We start from the raw sequence: 18,928 nt of genomic DNA on the forward strand, positions 1-18,928 counted from the left end.
TTTCCTAACCAAAAAAGACCTGAGATGAACTCAAGTCGCAAGCTTCATAGGTTATCCGTAAATCCTCTTCTTCTTTTAGATGACATAACTGATGAATTAAGGAATTTATTAAGATAGTCCTGTAGACGTCATTGCAGACTAAGAGCAATATTCTTAATATTACAAAAATTTCCTATAGAACTTTTCTTCCCTTTAGTATTCAAACTCTCTTTCTCACTACTAAAGACTCTTCCATCGTCGCACCTCTTCTTCATCTATAGTACAGAGGATATAAGTCTTCTATTTTTTAGTTTATAACAACACCCGAGACCCGTCAACCAATATATTCATTAAGATATGCACTTTGCCAATATAATATTTTTGTACTTTTCAAGGAGATTTTTTGCTTAATAAAAATCAGTAATAATAAAGGAAATTACATATAGTGAATTCCATTCTTCTCAGTGTCTACACTCATTTTAACTTATAGTGAGGTTTCCACTAAAAAAAGGAATAATCCTTCAATTCTCTTAGAAGAATTACTCCTTTTCACGTTCAAAATATAATTATTAGATTACTTTACTTCCTTAAGGACTTTATCGTAAAGGTCGTTAGCAATTACATCTTTAGTAGCAATGTCACCATTAACTAAACCATTGTCCTTAAACCATTTAATCCATGTTCCAACATTCTCTTCCCAAACCTTAGCATCTCGGTCTACATAAGGAAGATTGTCTGCAACAAGCTCCTCCGAAATACCTGTTTCTTTAGAAAGAACAGCAACTGCTTTTTTGAATTCTTCACTATTTTTATCTTTTGCCATTAAGACATTATCATAGTAATAACGTACTGACTCGATATATGCTGCTAAGAAACGCTCTGCAACATCTTGATCTTTCATCATTTTTCCTGAGTAGAAAATGCTTGTTGTTTGCATTTTAACTTTATCGCCAATCCATGTAATTAATTGACCTTTCTTTTGCTCAATTAACGGTGTAGCTACTGAGCTTAAAAGTAAACCTGCATCTACTTGATTACTTTCTAAAGCTGCTGCGATATTACCAATTCCACCTAGCGGTACCAATTCTACATCCTTAATAGAAAGACCTTCTTGCTCAAGTAATTGACCAGCCATGAAATGGTGTGAAGATCCTGTTTGAGTAATACCGATTTTTTTACCTTTTAAATCTTTAACACTTTTTACGCCTTTTTCAAAAGCGCCATTACTTACTACAAGAGCAGTTAATTTATGACCAGGCCATTCTTTACCGCTGTCAGCGATAACGCGAATATCAGAATTTTTAGCTAGTAGATTAAAGAATCCAGCCGTCAATGCTGTAGAACCTACATCGATATCACCAGTTTGAGCTGCAACCGCAATTGGTTGAGCAGCTTGAAAAGGTACGAATTCAAGTTCAATACCATGTTTCTTAAAAATCCCTTGCTCATTACCAATATACACGGATGAATTAGATAATGATTTCAACATACCAATCTTTACTTTGGCTACTTCATTGGTTTTGGCTTCTTTCTTTTCACCTGCTTTATCTTCGTCACCGGAGTTCTTTGAAGAACAAGCAACTAAACTTAATGACAATACTAAAATCAGCAGTGTTAACCAGACTGATTTTTTCTTCTTATTCATGTCGTTTTCCCCCTTTGTATTTTTCTAACTCTATTTCCACGGAATGAGTTTCTTCTCTAACCAGGCAAGCACTTGATTGAATAAAATCCCCATCACACAAAGAACAGACACCCCTACCAAGACTTTAGCAATATCTAACAGATCCGCATTAAGTAGAATAAATGCACCTATACCATGTTGAGCTGCTACCATCTCAGCCGAAACTAGAAGTAACAATGCCGTACCTGCTGAAATTCTCATTCCAGATAAAATCATCGGGAATGAACTTGGTAAAATTACTTTTCTAATTAAATCCCATCGATTTGCACCAAATGTCATAGCCACATTGATTAATAATCGACTTGTTTGAGATACACCTGTATACGTGTTATAAACGACTGGGAAGAATACCCCAATAGCAATAACGGTTACTTTTGATATTTCTCCAATACCGAGCCATAGCATAATCAATGGAAGAATCGCGATTTTCGGCACAGGATATAATAGATTAATAATCGGCATCCCAATACGGTCAGAAACTTTAGAAATTCCAAACAAGATACCAACTACGATTCCCGCTATACAGCCGAGTAAATAACCTGAAAATATCCTTACAATACTTGCTTTCGTCTCCATCCATAACGTACCATCTACAATCAAATCCCAACCTGTTGTAACGACGATATATGGTGAAGGTAGTGTTAACTCACTTACAAGGCCTACACTACAAACGATTTGCCAAAGAGCAATCAAAACAATAATACCTAGTGGAGCTAAATAAACAGGAATCTTCTTGTCTATAAAAGCTAATCGGTTTTTAACTACAAACTCTTTCCCTTCAGGTTGGGTGGGTCTGCTTTCAATCTCTATCATCTTTAGCCCTCCCTTAATGCATTTAGGGCATCCTCTTTAATTAAATCCCAAATGACTTTACTATAATCTGCTACTTCTCTTTGATACTGCTTGTCATCTCTTCCTTGACGTGGCAAATCAATCGAGATAATAGATTTGATTTTTCCTGGCCTTCTAGAAAGTACAACAACACGATCAGCTAAATAAACAGCTTCATTAATATTATGTGTCACGTAAACTGTGCGATGCCTTTCCGTATTCCATATATTTAGTAGCTCTTCTTGCATGATTTGTCTCGTTTGAGCATCTAAAGCTGATAATGGCTCGTCCATTAAAAGTAAATCTGGCTTAACAGCTAATGCTCTTGCAATCCCTGCTCTTTGTTTCATACCACCCGATAATTGATGAGGATATGCGTTTTCAAAACCAGCAAGTCCAACCATATGCAAATAATGAGTTACTCTTTCAGTTGTTTCAGCTTTCGAAAGATTCATATGCTCCATCCCAAACTGAATATTGTCATAAACGGTTCTCCAAGGAAATAAACCCGTATCCTGAAAAACAACTGAAATTCTTGGAGTTTCATTCACTTTCACATCATCAAAATAAATACGTCCAGATGTCGAGGACATAAGACCCGCTATAATATTCAGAAGCGTCGATTTACCACACCCACTCGGTCCTACTATCGCAACAAATTCTTCGTTATGAACAGTAAGATTAATATCTTGTAACGCAACCGTTTCTACTCTTTTCTGATCCACATATGATTTCGATATATTTTCAATAACTAGATTCATTTCATTTTTGCCCCTTACTTTCTGCCTGTAATACTCATTAAGAACGTAGTATCGAAGAGAATTTAAATTAAAGCTTTCTGCTGTATTAAATGTTGCTGTACACTTTTATAATTCACGTTTCCACTTTGAGCATATAATGAGGCAGCTATCCCTGCAGCATGTCCTGTAGCAAAAGCTGTTCCCATTACTCTTGCAGACCCAAATGCCGTTTGATCACAGGAGATAATACGTCCTGAACACCATAGATTTTTGGTCGTTTTTTCTTTTAACGCTCGTAATGGAATTTGATAATAGGAAAGGTCACGAATTTGCTTATAAATAACCGGTTTACCAGGAGCCGCATGGATTTCGACTGGCCATCCTCCTAAAGCAACCGAATCTTCGTGGCTTCTTCCTTCTATCACATCTTCTCCAGTTAGGGTATATTCACCAATCACATGCCTAGTTTCTCGAATACCAATGGAAGGCCCTGTTTGAACTAAATAGGCATTTTCAAAACCAGGTACATATTTCTTAAACACATTTATGTACTTCCACGCTTGGTCTCTCGTATACATTTCGGCATTAGTAATACTAAATGAATCTAATCCATTTATTTGCGCATCAGCAAAAATCGCAAGAATATCATTTGAACCTGGCATTTGAATTAATGCTCCTTTTTCCTTCGTAAGATTAACTCCCTCGATTTTCGCTTGTTTAATAGCTTCATAAATATACGTTCGTTCAAGATTGTTTATATGTGAAACACCACCGATTCTCATAACTAATGATCCTATTTGAAAGTCGCTTTCATGCTTGCCTGCTCTTATACTTCCTCCTGCAAAGGCTGTCAAATCCGCTTCTCCGCTCGCGTCTACAAAAGCCTTTGATTCAACTGTAAAGAAGCCGCTGTGATCAAAACATTCAATAGCTCGAATCTCTCCATTTGAAACTATTGCATTAGTTACTTGGCAATGAAGCAACGGTATCACTTTGTTATGAATGAGCATTCGGTCAAACACTGTCTTAACTGCTTCTGGATCTACAATAATACCTACATTTTTAGTAGAAGGATTCCGGTACGGCCCATAACTCATACCCATATTTCGAACATGCTCTAATACCTCTCCGCCAACTCCACCTACTACCAATTCTAAAGGATCTTTCATGCTGTACATGCCGCAAATTGTAAAAACAGAACTATGCGTTAAGGCTCCACCGAAATATGGATTCTTCTCGATTAACAATGTTTTCGCTCCTACTTTTGCTGCTCCAATTGCTGCGGCAATACCAGCTGTACCGCCTCCTACAACAACTACATCAAAGCTATATCGCCTCTCACTCATATATACACCCCGAACAAATATCAAAAAATTAAGATTTGTTTAAATATTAAATTATTTAAACGAGCAGCTCAATCGGTATTTATGATACTATTAATTAGAAATAACAAATAATAGAAGAGGGCAATCTATGGAAATTCATCAATTACAATACGTTATAGCTGTTGCCAAACATAACCATTTCACTAAAGCTGCTCAAGAAATTTGTGTTTCGCAATCGACTCTATCTCAGCAAATTACCAAGTTAGAAAATGAATTAGGTGTGAAACTATTTGATCGTTCAACTCGCTATGTGCAAACTACTTCTGCAGGCAATGAATTTATTATGCACGCAAAACAAATTTTGTCTGAAATTGATAAAGTGAAAACAAAGATGCTAGACTTCATCGGATTAACCAAGGGAGATATTCGTATTGGGGCTATTAATTCCATTGGTGACTCTACAATTCCTTCATTAATTACATCCTTCGAGAAGAAATATCCAGGTTTAAATCTACTAATAATAGAAGAAGGAAGTTATAGACTCTTAGAAATGCTGGAAAATGGCGATGTTGATGTCGCTATTCTTACGCCTCCAATGGAACAAGATATTCATAATGTTTTGGAAATCGATCCTTTAATAGAAGACGAAGTCGTTCTAATTGCTTCATCCAATCATCCATTAGCGAAAAAGACGATTATTGACTTAAAAGAAGCAGAAAATGAAAAATTCATTTTTCCAAGTCGCAGTCATAGTGCGTTCAACATTGCAATGCATGGATGTCAATCTGCAGGATTCAACCCAAAAATCTATTGTGAAAGCAGTCATTTATACGCTCGCTTTAATCTTGTTAGCCAAGAAATAGGTGTTGCTCTTGTCTCTTCAAAGGTTGCCAAAGTTGCTAAGAACGATGATAGCGTTATTATTCACTTAAAACAATCACTCAAAAAACCAACAGTGCTAGCCGTTTTAAAGAATCCTCATCATCCTCCTCCAGTCGGTGCATTCCGTGATTTTGCACGAGAGTGGATTGCTACGCACTCTGAATCTTTTGTCTCCAGTGAGTAAATAGTCTTCTATTCTACTATTTTTCTGATGACAAAAAGCCTTATAATTAAGGCTTTTTGTATTGTCCTCTATCTATTTCAAACAACTATAATAATACTTCCTATATATTTTTATCTGTACACACTCTTCTCATTATTCATTGATTGTTTCAACCAAACCATAACGCATTGAATTATTTCAATATCATAAAACAAAAGGAAAACTAATCAAAAACTACACTAGTATGACTGACCCTTTGTATCTAATTAGTGGGGATACATTTTACTATCATACAAATAGATAAAGATAACTCTATCTCCTTTATCTATTTAGTAGATACGATATTCACAAAAGCATCATCTACATCTACTTTCTTCTTAATAACACCTGACTTTAACAGCCAGTCCGCTTCCTCTTGCCACTTGGCTTTTTCTTGAAAGCCAAACGGAACCTTTTCCTCTTCCATTAATGGCAATAAAATTTGTAAACTTTCTTTCTCTACTTCTGGATCTAAAGGAAAACTATCGTTCTCATGATTGAGCAATATTTGCAGACCAGAAGTTGGATTTTGTTTAACCATTTCTTGTCCTTTTGTCACAGCCCGCCAAAACTTTTCGATTGAAGCCTTTTTCTTTTGCAACGTTTTTTCACCTGTAACAACAATTAACGCATATTCGTCTGGAATTCCGTAATCCGTTAAGTTTAATGCTTTCATTTTATAGCCTTCTTTTTGTAAGAGAACTAATTCATGATTAATTAGTCCACCAATCGTAGCATCCACACGGTCAGTGGCTAGACTAGCAATTAAATCCCAACCTACATCTGTCATTTTCACTTTACTTTCATCAGCACCATCCGATTTCATCACCGAAGCTACCGTTGCTTCGCTAATAGAAGATGAAGCATACCCTATACGTTTTCCTTCAAGATCTTTTGGAGAACGAATGCCACTATCTTCTTTATACATGATAGTATTTAGCGTATGTCTTACTAGCGCCGCAACAGAAACAACTGGAATATCCTCTGATCTTGATAATAGCAATTGTGCTTGATAACTAATAGCTAAATCAACTTTACCCGCCGCAGCCAGCTTTAACGGATCATTCGTATCTGCCGGCATTTCTATTTTCACATCTAAGCCTTCATCTTTAAAATAGCCTTTTTCCTGAGCTGCATAAATCGCTGAATGAACAGCATTTGGATACCAATCAAGCATAATACTCATTTCTTCAAGTTCATTATTACCTTTTTCTTTACTCGTATTATTAGAACAACCTACAGCTAGCAAGCTCATTATAACTAGTAATATAGTCATCAACTTTCCTTTTTTCATAATACTTCCACCCCTTTTATTCATTTTTCCATCGTATAACCTTTTTCTCTATTGCCACTATGAGTGCGAATAGTACTATTCCGAGTAGAGTCAGAATGGTAATAGCAGCAAAAACCCCTTCAGCATTCATATTTCCAGACATCCGTCGACTATAGTAGCCAAGCCCTTCACTTGCTCCAAGCCATTCACCAATAGTTGCTCCTACTAATGCATAGACAATTGATAGCTTTAAAGCTGAGAAAAAAGAAGGTAACGCCATTGGGATATGTAATTTCCGAAAAATATGCCACGGTTTCGCCCCCATCGAACGCAATAGCTCAACATATTCTCTATCGCTCGATTTCAAACCATCATATGTACCAACTACAATAGGAAAAAACGAGATTAATATTGTTACAGCTACCTTGCTCCAAATCGTATAGCCAAACCAAAGCACAAAAATAGGTGACAAAGCAATTGTCGGTATCATCTGTGAAATGAGAATGGCTGGATAAAGCATTTTCTCAATCGTTTGCGAATAAAACATGCTAACTCCTAGCACCACTCCTCCTATGACTGCAATGACAAAGCCGATAAAAAATTCAAGCATCGTCATCGGAAGATGTTCCAATAAAAGTGGTCTCCAGTTTTCTATTATTAAAGTAATAACACCTGTTGGAGCAGGCATAATATAAGAAGGTATTAGTTCCGTCCGAACAGCCCATTCTAATGTAAGGAAAATCGTAAAACTAAAGATGAGAAATAAACTATAAGTTCTTAACCAGTTACTAATATGTTTCATGAGCAATCCTATTCTCCACATTTTTACGTAAACTAACGAAATACTCTTCATGAAGCATCTCTAGTCGGCGTGGTCTTTTCATATCTACTTGAATTTCTTCAATAGCGTAATTAGGATGTAAAAGAATAATACGATCGCTAAGGAAACAAGCTTCTTCTAAATCATGTGTAATAAACAGAACTGTCTTATTTAACTCTTGCCAAAGCGATAAAAGCCACGACTGCATTTCTTTTTTTGTTAGTGCATCCAATGCTCCAAATGGCTCATCGAGTAATAAAACATCCTTACCTGCTAGCAAAGCTCGTAAAAAAGAGACTCGTTGTCTCATTCCTCCCGACAATTGCTTTGGGAGAGCATTCTCGTAGGATCGTAATCCTACACGTTCTAGCCAATTTCTCACCTCATCTTTCGTAATTTGTACATCTTTATTAATCTCTGATACTAACAAGAGATTATCCATAATCGTTCTCCACGGTAATAACAAATCTCGTTGAGGCATATATCCAACGTCCCCCAGTGAAACAGGCTTTCCATGAATAAATATTTCCCCTTCATCCTGCTTTAAGAGACCTGTTATTAATCGTAGAATCGTGCTTTTCCCTGTTCCGCTTTTACCAATTAATGAAACAAACTCCCCCTTACCTATCTCCATATTTAAATGGCTTATTACTTTCTTTGCTTGTTTCGTTTCATTTTGAAAAGAATACGAAACATTTTTTAATGCTAAAGTCATTGTTCCAGCACCTCCTTGAAATAAAAAAACCACTTTCCCTAAGGAAAGTGGTAAATGAACGAAACACGAAAAATCCTTCATTACTACTTCCCTCCGCTAGTCTTAACTAGATCAGGTTCAAAGGGTACTTCTCAGCCAATGGCGCCCCTAGTAGAAATCGTATTATATTGTATTTATATAACTGCAACATAAAAAACCCCAACATTCGTGAAAGAAGGTTGGGATGAATTGGGCAGACTTGTTCCAATATAACCATAACCACCTTCCCTCCACTAGTATGAACTAGATCAGGTTCAAAGGGTTCGGAACAAATTGTCCATCTCAGCCTTTTACAAGACACCCCTAGTGAGTTAATTGCAATTATCTATATGTTATCATGAACTTACGTTAATGCAAGAATAAATTTTGAATAATTAAACATTTCAACCTCCTAATCACATAACCTTCTCATTTGTTAGAGAATCTAGTTTAACTAAAGCTTTCTTTTTCATTATGTTAGCTGTTAAGATACACACAATGCTTAAGATAAATAGAATAAGGAAGAATATCCATGCTGCTTGATAACTATTCGTTAAATCATAAATAAAGCCTGATACGATAACTCCTAATGAGCCAGCAATAGTGAAGAAGATTTGTATGAAACCAAAAATAGCTCCGAAATCCTTCTTTCCAAAAATATCATCAGTCATAAAGGGAGGCCCTACAGTTGAAATGACAATACTTAAACCATATGCGATTGCAAATAAAAAGGCAAAAGCCTGCATTTTCGCCATCAGCAATGATAACATCGCAATTGTCATACATACTCCAACAAAAATGGCTCCTCCTGCTGTTTTAAATTTATCAAAGATAAGGCCTAAAATGAGTTTACCGATTGTATTCGTTAAAGATAACAATCCGAAAATTGTTCCTGCAAATATCGCCGGATGTCCAATATCCATTAAGTAAGCTGGAATATGCATTTGCACACCACCTGAAACTAGTGCAAAGCAGATGACTCCTAATATAAAGATCCAAAACATTGGTGTTTTCTTTGCTTCATTCAAAGTTAATCCGGATTGAACGACATCTTCTTGCTGTTCGGTTGCTTTTTCAGCTCCTAAAGCTATCATCCCTTTTTCAGCTGGGCTTTTCTTAGTGAAAAGTAATACTAGTGGAAGCGATATGACAATTATAAGGGCTCCTGCAATCACATAAGTTGTTCTCCAGCCATAGTTTGAAATGAATGTCGTTAACAATGGACTAAGTGCTGCTGTACCTATTCCTGATCCGGCAAATGTCAATCCCATTGCCATTCCTTTCTTCTCATAAAACCAGTTGGTAAGCATAATTGAAATAGGTATATTAGAAAAACCAGCTACACATACCCCAACAAAGAAAGCAACAATGCCGAAATAAATCGCAGATTGTGCTAATGAATAAGACATAAATCCTAATCCAGCTAAAATAACACATGCTGACATAATTAATTTCATATTACCTTTAACTAAAAGCTTCCCCATAAAAGGAGAAGCTAGTGCTAAGCCAAGACCACCAATTGACAATATTATAGAAAATGTCGTTCTACTTATTCCTAATTCTTCTGTAACAGGGACCAAAAATAAACTGTGTAAGGAATTCACGATTGAGAATGCAGAAAACATAATCAAAAATCCTGTTAATACAACATACCATCCATAGAAAACACCTTTATTCGCTTGTGGCATTTTTCCCTACCCCCGTCACTTTTTCAAATGAATTCATAGAAATACTGAGATTTTAGCTTAATTGTATATAACATGTTTTTTCACGTGTATATTCAAGTACTGAATCTGTCCCGTATCCACTATTTTTTTTGCCTCCAAATGGCAATTCAGTACCAACGAGACGATACGTGTTAACCCAAACGTTTCCTGATTCTAAAGAACGTATCATACGATGTGCCCGATCTAAATTAGATGTCCAAACACCAGCGCCTAACCCATAATCCGTATCATTAGCAATCGCAATAGCTTCTTCTTCAGTATCAAATGGGATAATAACTGCTACTGGACCAAATATTTCTTCTTGGCAAATGCGTAAGGAATTACTATCTACCTTTAATAAAGTAGGCTCTACCCAATAGCCATCCGCTAATTCTTCATTATTTGGTAACAATGTAGCACCGCCATATCGTCCACCTACAATTACTTCTCCACCTTCTTGCTTGCCAAGTTCAATATAAGAGCAGACCTTCTTGAATTGCATTTCATTTGCAACAGGTCCCATTGCTGTTTGCATGTCCATTGTATTTCCTAGTGATATATTTTTTGTAACTTCCTCTTTCATAAGCGCTATCATTTCATCTAAGATGGATCTTTGAATTAAGATACGCGAACCACCAACACATATTTGACCCGCATTTCCACTAAAAATTCCATTTAGCGTTACTCCTTGAGCTGCTTTAACTAAGTCTGCATCTTCAAAAACGATATTTGGGGATTTTCCACCTAACTCTAGAATCATTGGTTTAGGCTGTTGCGAAGTAGATTGAGCAATAGCCTTCGCTGTATTACCTGAACCTGTTAAACTTACTTTATTTACTTTCGGATGACGAACTAGAGCATCCCCCACCTCAGCTCCAGTGCCTGATACAACATTTAAAACACCAGGAGGCAAGATACTTTGAATAATTTCACCATAGCGTAGGGATGCAACGGATGCGAGCTCTGAAGGCTTTATAATGACTGTATTACCACCAGCAAGTGCATAGGCAGCTTTTATTGTAAATGTCCATAGCGCTGAGTTCCAAGGGATTATACCAACTACAACTCCATAAGGCTCTCTTAATGAATAACCGACAGTGTTAGTTCCTACTTGAACTGTTTCACCTTTACTGCCAAGAATCGCTGCACTTGCCGCATCATGCCACATACTTGTTAGTACTGGAATAAGTCCATGCTTTGTTTCTCGAATCACCCAACCATTATCTTTCGTTTCAAGTTCAGCTAGTTCATCAGCATATTCTGAAAGAAGATCACCAATACGTCTCAAGTAATTTGCTCTCTCCATAGCTGGAAGGGAAGACCACGCAGGTAATGCACTTCTTGCAGCTGTAACACTTGCCTCAGCATCCTCAACTGTACTACTAGGAATAGTTGCCCAAACCTTTCCTGTAGCTGGGTCATAGCTATCCATCTTTTCACCCGATGATGATGGAACAGTTTTCCCATTGATTACATTGTGAAATGTTTTTACAGCATTAAGTGCCTTCGTCATATTTCTTCATCCTTTCACCGACTATTTATAATTGTTTTACCATCCTAGTGCAACTGCTGCTTGTTCATAATACTGTTGTGTGCTACCAAGATAATTTTCGTAGAAACGAGCTCGTTTAACGTACAAATGACAATCCATTTCTTCTGTAAACCCAATTCCGCCATGAACTTGAATACTTTGCGATGCAACTCGAATATATGCTTCCGTAGCGAATAGTCTCGCGCTTGTAATTGCTTCGACTTTATCAGCAGCATTAATTTCCATTGCCCAGTTCGCATAATACGCTAATGAACGAGCTGTTTCTAAATCCATTTTCATATCTACTAATCTATGTTTAATAGCTTGGAATCTACCAATCGGCTGTCCAAACTGCTCACGAATATTTGCATATTCAACTGCTGTTTCAACGATTTTTTCCATACCACCAACAATCGTTGCACATAATGCTGCATTAAATGATAATAGACCTTCTTGCAATACTTCCCAGCCATTATCCATCGCGCCAAGAATTTGATTTTTCGATACTTGCACTTCATTAAATGTTACTTCCGCTAACAAACGCGTCTCATCAATATTCTTTTGATTCTTGATTTGTAAAGCTACTTCATCTCGATCAACAATAACAAGTGAAATCCCTTCTTGATCTTGACCATCTGTAGTGCGAACTAAAACAAGTAAGCTATCTGCCATTTCTGCTTCTGGAACTAATGTTTTTACGCCATTTAGTGTAATAACATCACCGTCTACAGTTCCTTGCAATCTTACATTTGCTGGCTTATAATTTCCGCCTACCTCCAACCAAGCTAATGTAAAAGTATGCTCCCCGCCTGCAATAGCAGATAAATATTTTCTCTTCTGCTCGTTGGTACCGTATTTTTCTAATAGCGGAACAGCTAAAGCTGATGTTTCCAAGTATAAACCAGGAAGTAATGCACGACCTGACTCCTCCATAATTGGTACTAAATCAAGCTGCTTCAATCCCATTCCACCATATTCTTCTTGAATATTCACACTTGCACATCCCAGTTCAGCTAATCCCTCATAAAGCTCTTTATAAGAACTTGTATTACCTTGTGTGAACTCACGTGCTATTTTTGTTTGTCCCATATCATCTAAATACTTACGTACATAATTACGAAACATTTCTTGTTCTTGATTTAAAGAGAAATCCATATAGTACACCTCCTAGTTTTTATCGACCCATATCCTTTGGTAAACCTAGAATTCTTTCAGCAATCGTATTCTTTTGTATTTCGCTCGTTCCACCACCGATTGTCTGTCCGAAAGAATATAAGTAATTATCTTGCCAATATGAACGGCCAGCAACAGCATCTTCTTTCCATAACACACCACGGTGACCTTGCATTGAAACGGATTGTGCAAGCAATTCTTTTGTCAATTCACTAACCATTAATTTATCCATAGAGCTCTCCGCACCAGGATGACCATTTTTCAATTGCTTCGTTAAATTACGATAATAGTTTAATAATGAGCCACGAGAACGCGCATATAAATCGACCATAGCCTTACGAATAAATGGATCTTTAATGATTGATTCATCATCGTCCTTTAGCTCTTTAGCCAAGGCAACTAAATCGTTGAATTGTTGTTCTAATGTAAATACTTGAGCACCAATTCCAGTTCTCTCATGCATAAGCAGAGCAATAATTACTTTCCAACCTTCATCTACTTCACCAATGATATCTGCATCATACGCAACAGCATCATTCAAATACACTTCATTGAAATCATGTTGACCATCCATTTGAATAATTGGTCTAGTTTCAACACCTGGTTGATGCATATCAAGTAAAAATACAGTAATTCCTTTATGTTTTTTCTCCAAACGACTAGTTCGAGTAATTAAGAAGCAACGATCAGCAACATGACCAAAACTAGTCCAAATTTTCTGACCGTTAATAATCCAACGATCTCCATCTTTTACTGCAGTCGTTTGGATAGCTGCTACGTCAGATCCTGCGTTTGGTTCTGAGTATCCTTGACACCATACTTCTTCACCAGTAATGATTTTTTGAATATATTTTTCTTTTTGTTCTTCCGTACCAATTTGCATTAGGGTTGGTGCAACCATATGAATACCAACATAGTTAATCAGTGCCGGAGCCATTACTCGAACCATTTCTTGCTGGTAAACGATTTCTTCCATTAATGTTGCATTCCGTCCACCATATTTTTCAGGCCAAGCGATAGCTGCCCATCCACCTTCATATAATTTCCGCTGCCAGTCACGTAAGAATAGTTCATATTCTTTACTTTCTTTATCAAGCTTAAATTCACCATCTAACCAACCTTGTGGTAAATTCTCTTCTAGCCATGCTCTAAGTTCTTGGCGAAATTCCTCTTCCTGTGCAGTAAATGAAAAATCCATTGTATTCATTCCTCCTTAATAAAAAATGATAAGTATCCGTAAAGCTAAGCATGAATACATACTTAAGCTTTACGCTGATGATAAAATGCTATTTTTACGCCTGTACCCACTGTGGAAGTGCACGTTCTTCCGTAATATCTTGCCAAACCATTTTCAACGGCATTCCTATCTTTAACTCATCAGGTGCACACTCTAGTACATTGGCAAGAATTTTCACTTCTGGAACTTTGTCTAACTCTACAACAGCAATAATTGTTGGCAAATCATCTTGAAAACCTGGTAAGAAAGGACGATTTGATACGATAAACGAATATAATTCACCTGTGACATCACTACCTTGGCTTTCCCAGCTTAGCTCTGTAGAGCCACATTTCGAACAAGCAGGTCCTGGTGGATGATTGTAAGATTGACATGTTTCACATTTTTGCAGGACAAGCTCATGACGATCCGCTGCATCCCAATATGGTTGATTATCTTGCGTTTTAACTGGAATTGGTTTTTGATAGCTCATGGTTTTCCCTCCTAGTTTCTTAGAATCATTGCACCAGCGATATCTGGACCTGCCCAGCCAGTACAAATGCCTATTTCACAGTTTTCAACTTGACGATCTGTTCCTTTATACTCGTGACGAACTTGGCGAACGATTTCGAGCACATTATTCATACCATGTGTATAGCCTTCTGATAACATTCCACCTGCTGTATTCGTAGGTAGCTTACCACCCATTTTTAAATTACCAGCTGCTACGAAATCACCCACTTCACCACGCTTCGCAAAGCCATAAGCTTCTAACTGTCGTAGTGCTACCCAGCTAAAGCAGTCGTAAATGGATGCTACTTGAATATCCTCTGGTGTTACACCAGCTTTTTTATATAAAGAAGGAGCTACATAATCCGCCGCTACTTCATCTAGATTCGTCCAATAATGGGCATGTGACACACATTGTCTCGCTTCAATTCCCATAATATAAACAGGTCTCGATTTACAATCTTTTGCTCGTTCAGCAGATGTTACAATAATTGCATTGGCTTCGTCAGATTCTAAACAGAAGTCATGCTTAGTAAATGGATAGCTTAATTCTGGTGTGTTTAAATATTCTTCCATCGTTAATGGTTTACCGTAAAAGAATGCTTTTGGATTACGTTGTGCATGCTCATAGAAACTCACACATACATGACCTAAATGCTCCTTTGTAACACCTGTTTGCTGCATATGGCGTGATGCAAACATACCAAACCATTGTCCAGGACTACCTGCTCCATATGGTATAAAGAAGCTTCCACCATCCATCACCGTTTGAAGCATATTCACATCCCAGCCACCGCCACCCATGCGGACACCAGAACGACCATTCATTGAACGATAAATTAAAATCGTGTTAGCTTGACCTGTTTCAATTAAGCCAATCGCATCGGCAATTAACATTTCGGTACTGCTTCCTCCACCCAAAATATCTTTTACATACTTTGGACGAACACCTAAATAAGTCGCTAACTGATGAGCCGTACAGGAATCATTTTCTGAATAGCTCATAAATCCATCAATTTCTTTCGCATTAATTCCTGCATCATTAATTGCTGCTCGTGCTGCATCTAAAGCTAAATGCAATGGAGTTGTTCCTGAATTCTTTGAACGTTCACTTTCACCTACACCGACAATGGCATAGCGATCTTTAATATCAGCCATTTTAATAACCTCCTTATTTCTACTCGTTAAAATACATGTAAAGTTGCTTCACCAGATCCTACGACTTTTCCTGGTGCTTTCTCTGCAATAAGCTCTAAATCTACTAATTGTTTTTCATTTTCTTCATATACTTTTTTCACAATAGCTGAACATGTAATTTCATCTCCAGGCCTTGTCATTGCTCCAAATCTCATTTTGAAATTAGTTGGAGTTGCAGATACACCCGCTAGCTCCATCACATACTGTCCGAGAAAGCCCATCACTAACATTCCGTGCGCAATAACTCCAGGCATTCCTATGCTTTGAGCAAAAGCATCATCTGTATGTAGAGGATTGAAATCTCCTGAGGCTCCTGCATATTTGACTAGTTGAACTTTAGTAACAGCAGATTTTACAAGTGGCTCAAGTTTTTGCCCTACTTGTAAAGTTGCAATTTGTAACATCTCCATTCCTCCCTTAAGCTTTAGTTCAGATGTTGAACGAAGAATTCGTTCAACATCTTTTTCTTAAAAACATTTAAGCTTTATTACTCGCTAATGCACGGTAAATGATATTCGTACGATTGATGACTACTAGTTCTCCTGCTTCATCTTTCATTTCTGTATCCATGACTAAAAACTGCATAGTACCTGATTTCCCTTCACGTTCATACACATTTGTCACTTTCATTTGACAATATAAACGATCTCCTAGACGAATTGGACGATTGTATATAAACTCTTGTTCTCCATGAAGCATTCGGCTATAATCCAGCGGAAGATCAATTCCTTGGCCACTGTCAGCTCCAATCGCTACCGGGAAACTTGGTGGTGCAATAATGCCACCATAAACTGTAGATTTCGCATATTCTTCATCAACATATAAAGGATTAGGATCACCAATTGCCTCCGCAAATTGACGAATATGTCTTTTCTCCACTTCAAAAATAAATTGTGGTCCTGTTAAACCTATTAAGCTTTTATCTAACTCCATTTCCTTACCCCCTTACTGCTATTTCTTCTGTAGCTTCATGACTTACAGCAATCATGGCATCTGCCGCTTTTACCCCATCTTCATATACAAGTAATGGATTAATATCTAATTCTTCTATAACATCTTCATTCTCTTTAACTAGCGAAGAGACTTTTAAGAGCACTTCAATAATGGCTTCAATATCAGCAGGCGCTTTACCTCGCGCACCTTTTAATAGTGCATTTCCTTTAATTTCTTCAATCATTTCAATAGCATCTTCTCTCGTTAAAGGAGCTACTCTAAATGAAATATCTTTAAAGACTTCAACAAAAATTCCTCCTAGACCAAACATAACGACTGGTCCAAAAACAGGATCTTTTGTAGCACCGATTATGACTTCTGTACCTTCTGGAAGCATTTCTTGTACAGAAACTCCAGTTATACGAGCATCAGGCTTATACGCTTTTGCATTTTGAACAATAGCTGTATACGCATCAATTACATCACGCTCATTTTTGACATTTAAGTAAATCGCATTTGCTTCTGTTTTATGTGGAATATCAGGTGAATCAATTTTTAAAACAACTGGGTAGCCAATTGTATTAGCGAATTCAACAGCTTCTTCTACAGTTGTAGCAATTGTTCGTTTCGTTGTAGGAATTTCATAACGCTCTAAAATATCTGTTGCTTGAGATTCACTTAGTGTAGTACCTGGTTGAAGGGAAATTCGTATGTCTTTCTTAGGAGTTTGTTCTGTATGTTCTTGAGGAGTTCTTTGTTGGTGTTTTCGATAACTTTCACTATATTGAACAAGTTTTGATAAACCTTTAATTGGATTTAAATCACCTGGAATAACAGGAATACCGTTTTTCTCTAACTCTGCTTGACCTAGCGGAACAGACATACCTTCTAATGGGAAAGTTGTAATAAACACGAATTTATCAGAGCTCTTACAAATGTCGATAAACTCTTGTAAATACGGATTGTTCGCATCCCACTGTAGTGGAAACTCAGTCAAAATAATATTGTGAACATCCGGATCTGCCATTAGCGCTCGCATAGGAGCAATATATAATTCCGGATTCGTTACTGAAGCTGCTGCAGTTAAATCAATCGGATTGGAAGCGCTACCAAAAGATGGGATATGCTTCTTAATTTCTGTCTTTGTTTCATCACTTAGCGGAATAATATTTAATCCAAGTGCTTCACAACGATCTGATTCATTAATACCACGACCACCAGAGCTTGTAATCAGTACGGTATTTTTACCCTTTGGTAGTTTATTAGATAAGAATAATTTAGAGAATGTAATAATATCATCATAATCATCGACTCTTACAATACCTGATTGTTTAAAGAACGCATCATATATCGTATCAGAACCTGCAAGAGAACCTGTATGTGAAGCTGCTGCTCTACTTCCAGCAGAACTGCGACCAGTCTTCATTAAAACGATCGGTTTTTTCTTATCTAGAGCTTCCTTCGCTAATCGACGTAGTTTTTTAGCGTCTTTCGCACCTTCTAAATACCCTGTAATAACCTTTGTTTTCGGATCGTGAATCATATATTCCACTACATCAGAAAACTCTGTTTCCATTTCATTTCCGACACTCACGAAATAATTGAAACTTAATCCCTTTTGCGCAGCTGCCATGTATGTCAAAATACCAAATGCACCACTTTGAGATGCATAACCAACTGATTTTTCTTCATGTAATGGTACAGCCAAAATCGCTGGTGAGAATGTACCGATCATGCCATTTGTTGTATTTACTAGTCCTACACAGTTCGGACCAATTAAGCGAATTCCATTCTTCTTAGCTACATCTGCAATTTCTTGTTGTAATTTTTCACCATCTTCTCCTACTTCTGAGAATCCAGAAGCAAACACAATACCAGCTTTCACATTTTTCTTCGCACATTGTTCAAGACTATCTTTCACCTGCTCAGCACTTACTGCAAAAATGGCCAAGTCCACTTCACCAGGAACTGCTGTGACAGAAGGATAGCATGTAAGTCCTTCAATTTCAGTCGCTTTTGGATTAATCGGATAAATCGTACCAGCAAAGCCACCGTCTAAAAGCGCTTTCAATTGAATATAGCCGATTTTGTATTTATTCGTAGAGGCTCCAAGTACTGCGATAGACTTGGGATTAAATAAAGGTTCTAATGTTTCATAGGATTTCATTTCATTACTCAATATTTTCACCTCGG

Annotated in this window: 17 protein-coding genes and 2 riboswitches; of the genes, 1 reads left to right on the plus strand and 16 read right to left on the minus strand. The window is 37.2% G+C overall.

Going from position 1 to position 18,928, the window contains the following annotated elements; translation table 11 throughout:
• Nucleotides 1-553: 553 nt before the first annotated feature.
• The 4 genes from TX86_RS21175 to TX86_RS21190 form a co-directional block, all read right to left on the minus strand.
• Nucleotides 554-1,624: an ABC transporter substrate-binding protein gene (locus TX86_RS21175; RefSeq protein ID WP_052343816.1), complete on the minus strand. Its 1,071-nt coding sequence runs from the start codon at nt 1,622-1,624 to the stop codon at nt 554-556.
• 30 nt (nt 1,625-1,654) lie between these two features.
• Nucleotides 1,655-2,476 (minus strand): ABC transporter permease, encoded by an 822-nt coding sequence (locus TX86_RS21180; RefSeq protein ID WP_042351963.1) that lies wholly within the window; start codon nt 2,474-2,476, stop codon nt 1,655-1,657.
• Between the two features lie 2 nt (nt 2,477-2,478).
• On the minus strand, nt 2,479-3,255 hold the full coding sequence (locus tag TX86_RS21185) for an ABC transporter ATP-binding protein (RefSeq protein ID WP_042351964.1): 777 nt from the start codon (nt 3,253-3,255) through the stop codon (nt 2,479-2,481).
• Between the two features lie 62 nt (nt 3,256-3,317).
• Nucleotides 3,318-4,580, minus strand: a complete 1,263-nt coding sequence (locus TX86_RS21190; RefSeq protein ID WP_042351966.1) for an FAD-dependent oxidoreductase — start codon at nt 4,578-4,580, stop codon at nt 3,318-3,320.
• Nucleotides 4,581-4,707: 127 nt separating this feature from the next.
• Between TX86_RS21190 and TX86_RS21195 the strand changes: the two genes are divergently transcribed.
• Nucleotides 4,708-5,625, plus strand: a complete 918-nt coding sequence (locus TX86_RS21195) for a LysR family transcriptional regulator (protein ID WP_042351967.1) — start codon at nt 4,708-4,710, stop codon at nt 5,623-5,625.
• A gap of 304 nt (nt 5,626-5,929) precedes the next feature.
• Here the strand turns inward: TX86_RS21195 and TX86_RS21200 are convergent, their stop codons facing one another.
• From TX86_RS21200 to TX86_RS21255, 12 genes are all read right to left on the minus strand, one after another.
• Entirely contained in the window at nt 5,930-6,937 is a 1,008-nt protein-coding gene (locus TX86_RS21200; RefSeq protein WP_042351969.1) for an ABC transporter substrate-binding protein, read from the minus strand.
• A 16-nt stretch (nt 6,938-6,953) separates the two neighbouring features.
• A complete protein-coding gene (locus TX86_RS21205) occupies nt 6,954-7,718 on the minus strand; it encodes an ABC transporter permease (RefSeq protein ID WP_042351971.1) in 765 nt (254 codons plus the stop codon).
• Nucleotides 7,705-8,451, minus strand: a complete 747-nt coding sequence (locus tag TX86_RS21210) for an ABC transporter ATP-binding protein (protein ID WP_042352073.1) — start codon at nt 8,449-8,451, stop codon at nt 7,705-7,707. Before TX86_RS21210 ends, TX86_RS21205 begins: the two co-directional genes overlap by 14 nt.
• 71 nt (nt 8,452-8,522) lie before the next feature.
• Nucleotides 8,523-8,610, minus strand: a riboswitch (TPP riboswitch).
• A gap of 87 nt (nt 8,611-8,697) precedes the next feature.
• A riboswitch (TPP riboswitch) is annotated at nt 8,698-8,805 on the minus strand.
• Nucleotides 8,806-8,885: 80 nt separating this feature from the next.
• Nucleotides 8,886-10,157: an MFS transporter gene (locus TX86_RS21215; protein ID WP_042351972.1), complete on the minus strand. Its 1,272-nt coding sequence runs from the start codon at nt 10,155-10,157 to the stop codon at nt 8,886-8,888.
• A gap of 52 nt (nt 10,158-10,209) precedes the next feature.
• Nucleotides 10,210-11,688, minus strand: a complete 1,479-nt coding sequence (locus TX86_RS21220; RefSeq protein ID WP_042351973.1) for an aldehyde dehydrogenase family protein — start codon at nt 11,686-11,688, stop codon at nt 10,210-10,212.
• A 36-nt stretch (nt 11,689-11,724) separates the two neighbouring features.
• Nucleotides 11,725-12,861, minus strand: coding sequence for an acyl-CoA dehydrogenase family protein (locus TX86_RS21225; protein WP_042351976.1), 1,137 nt, complete (start codon nt 12,859-12,861; stop codon nt 11,725-11,727).
• Between the two features lie 19 nt (nt 12,862-12,880).
• Nucleotides 12,881-14,077: an acyl-CoA dehydrogenase family protein gene (locus tag TX86_RS21230; RefSeq protein WP_042351977.1), complete on the minus strand. Its 1,197-nt coding sequence runs from the start codon at nt 14,075-14,077 to the stop codon at nt 12,881-12,883.
• A 94-nt stretch (nt 14,078-14,171) separates the two neighbouring features.
• Nucleotides 14,172-14,588 (minus strand): Zn-ribbon domain-containing OB-fold protein, encoded by a 417-nt coding sequence (locus TX86_RS21235; protein ID WP_042351978.1) that lies wholly within the window; start codon nt 14,586-14,588, stop codon nt 14,172-14,174.
• Between the two features lie 11 nt (nt 14,589-14,599).
• The gene (locus TX86_RS21240) at nt 14,600-15,763 is read right to left on the minus strand and encodes a thiolase C-terminal domain-containing protein (RefSeq protein WP_042351980.1); all 1,164 of its coding nucleotides are present in this window, start codon (nt 15,761-15,763) and stop codon (nt 14,600-14,602) included.
• Nucleotides 15,764-15,789: 26 nt separating this feature from the next.
• Complete coding sequence (locus tag TX86_RS21245; protein ID WP_042351982.1) at nt 15,790-16,206, minus strand: MaoC/PaaZ C-terminal domain-containing protein; 417 nt, start codon at nt 16,204-16,206, stop codon at nt 15,790-15,792.
• A 73-nt stretch (nt 16,207-16,279) separates the two neighbouring features.
• Nucleotides 16,280-16,735, minus strand: coding sequence for a MaoC family dehydratase N-terminal domain-containing protein (locus tag TX86_RS21250; protein WP_042351983.1), 456 nt, complete (start codon nt 16,733-16,735; stop codon nt 16,280-16,282).
• Between the two features lie 4 nt (nt 16,736-16,739).
• A complete protein-coding gene (locus TX86_RS21255) occupies nt 16,740-18,914 on the minus strand; it encodes an acetate--CoA ligase family protein (RefSeq protein ID WP_042351985.1) in 2,175 nt (724 codons plus the stop codon).
• Nucleotides 18,915-18,928: the final 14 nt, after the last annotated feature.

The sequence above is a fragment of the Bacillus massiliigorillae genome, from assembly GCF_000380245.2.
GTDB lineage: Bacteria > Bacillota > Bacilli > Bacillales > DSM-1321 > Bacillus_AD > Bacillus_AD massiliigorillae.

What these genes read in the sequence shown, in the direction of transcription:
- TX86_RS21245 (WP_042351982.1), bottom strand. Translation starts at nt 16,206, where the DNA reads ATGTTACAAATTGCAACTTTACAAGTAGGGCAAAAACTTGAGCCACTT.
- TX86_RS21200 (WP_042351969.1), bottom strand. Translation starts at nt 6,937, where the DNA reads ATGAAAAAAGGAAAGTTGATGACTATATTACTAGTTATAATGAGCTTG.
- TX86_RS21185 (WP_042351964.1), bottom strand. Translation starts at nt 3,255, where the DNA reads ATGAATCTAGTTATTGAAAATATATCGAAATCATATGTGGATCAGAAA.
- TX86_RS21210 (WP_042352073.1), bottom strand. Translation starts at nt 8,451, where the DNA reads ATGACTTTAGCATTAAAAAATGTTTCGTATTCTTTTCAAAATGAAACG.
- TX86_RS21205 (WP_042351971.1), bottom strand. Translation starts at nt 7,718, where the DNA reads ATGAAACATATTAGTAACTGGTTAAGAACTTATAGTTTATTTCTCATC.
- TX86_RS21195 (WP_042351967.1), top strand. Translation starts at nt 4,708, where the DNA reads ATGGAAATTCATCAATTACAATACGTTATAGCTGTTGCCAAACATAAC.
- TX86_RS21240 (WP_042351980.1), bottom strand. Translation starts at nt 15,763, where the DNA reads ATGGCTGATATTAAAGATCGCTATGCCATTGTCGGTGTAGGTGAAAGT.
- TX86_RS21230 (WP_042351977.1), bottom strand. Translation starts at nt 14,077, where the DNA reads ATGGATTTTTCATTTACTGCACAGGAAGAGGAATTTCGCCAAGAACTT.
- TX86_RS21215 (WP_042351972.1), bottom strand. Translation starts at nt 10,157, where the DNA reads ATGCCACAAGCGAATAAAGGTGTTTTCTATGGATGGTATGTTGTATTA.
- TX86_RS21250 (WP_042351983.1), bottom strand. Translation starts at nt 16,735, where the DNA reads ATGGAGTTAGATAAAAGCTTAATAGGTTTAACAGGACCACAATTTATT.
- TX86_RS21180 (WP_042351963.1), bottom strand. Translation starts at nt 2,476, where the DNA reads ATGATAGAGATTGAAAGCAGACCCACCCAACCTGAAGGGAAAGAGTTT.
- TX86_RS21190 (WP_042351966.1), bottom strand. Translation starts at nt 4,580, where the DNA reads ATGAGTGAGAGGCGATATAGCTTTGATGTAGTTGTTGTAGGAGGCGGT.
- TX86_RS21235 (WP_042351978.1), bottom strand. Translation starts at nt 14,588, where the DNA reads ATGAGCTATCAAAAACCAATTCCAGTTAAAACGCAAGATAATCAACCA.
- TX86_RS21175 (WP_052343816.1), bottom strand. Translation starts at nt 1,624, where the DNA reads ATGAATAAGAAGAAAAAATCAGTCTGGTTAACACTGCTGATTTTAGTA.
- TX86_RS21220 (WP_042351973.1), bottom strand. Translation starts at nt 11,688, where the DNA reads ATGACGAAGGCACTTAATGCTGTAAAAACATTTCACAATGTAATCAAT.
- TX86_RS21225 (WP_042351976.1), bottom strand. Translation starts at nt 12,861, where the DNA reads ATGGATTTCTCTTTAAATCAAGAACAAGAAATGTTTCGTAATTATGTA.